Source organism: Mesorhizobium sp. M7A.F.Ca.CA.002.15.2.1, assembly GCF_003998715.1.
GTDB lineage: Bacteria > Pseudomonadota > Alphaproteobacteria > Rhizobiales > Rhizobiaceae > Mesorhizobium > Mesorhizobium ciceri.
Genome location: NZ_RZPI01001188.1, coordinates 1 through 676, shown reverse-complemented (window position 1 = coordinate 676; position 676 = coordinate 1). Strand labels below are relative to the sequence as shown.

The 676-nt window shown below is 62.9% G+C and carries 1 protein-coding gene and 1 pseudogene; one reads left to right on the top strand and one right to left on the bottom strand.

All coding sequences use genetic code 11. The features are described 5' to 3' along the window. A pseudogene (locus tag ENZ74_RS33560) lies at positions 1-71 on the bottom strand (DUF1289 domain-containing protein); the annotation flags it as partial. A gap of 197 nt (positions 72-268) precedes the next feature. Between ENZ74_RS33560 and ENZ74_RS33555 the strand changes: the two are divergent. Next, a partial coding sequence (locus ENZ74_RS33555) for a nicotinate-nucleotide--dimethylbenzimidazole phosphoribosyltransferase (RefSeq protein WP_206522406.1) occupies positions 269-676 on the top strand: 408 nt, incomplete at its 3' end.

The window sequence follows — 676 nt, the reverse complement described above, 5'->3', positions numbered from 1 at the left end:
CACCCGAAACAGAAGCCGGTTTTCATGTCGATCGAACAGACCAGGATGCACGGGGATTCGATGGCCGTCATGACTTTCTCTTGGGCTTCCATCCGCAATCCCTTGTTCCACCTCCACATGGTGCAACGGCAAAGCCAATGCAAGCCCTCGCGATTGCGCCCTTCGGGGCCGGCTTTGCGGCAAATGCAGGCCCATCATCCCAGAGGTTGTGCCAACCCCGCAAGGCGGCTATGCCGCTTACCAAATCCAGGGAATGATCGATAACAAGATGACCAGCGCACTGCCTTTCGACGATTTTCGCAACCTGTTGGCCAATCTGCCGGCGGCCGACACGGCAGCCGAGACCCGCGTGCGCACGCTGTTTGCCAAGGCCGAACCGGGCAATTCGCTTGGCCGCATCGAGGACATCGCCGCCTGGCTGGCCGCCTGGAGCGGGCGGGCTCCGCCCGCGGTGACAAGACCGCTGATGGCGGTCTTTGCCGGCAATCACGGCGTCACGCGCCACGGCATTTCGCCACGGCCGGTGGCGGCGACCGCCAACGCGGTCGAACTTTGCGCCGCCGGAGGTGCCGCGATCAACCAGATCTGCATTGCCTACGATCTCGGGCTTAAGGTTTTCGATCTTGCCCTGCACATCCCGACCGCCGACATCACCGAAGAGGCCGCGCTTGACGAG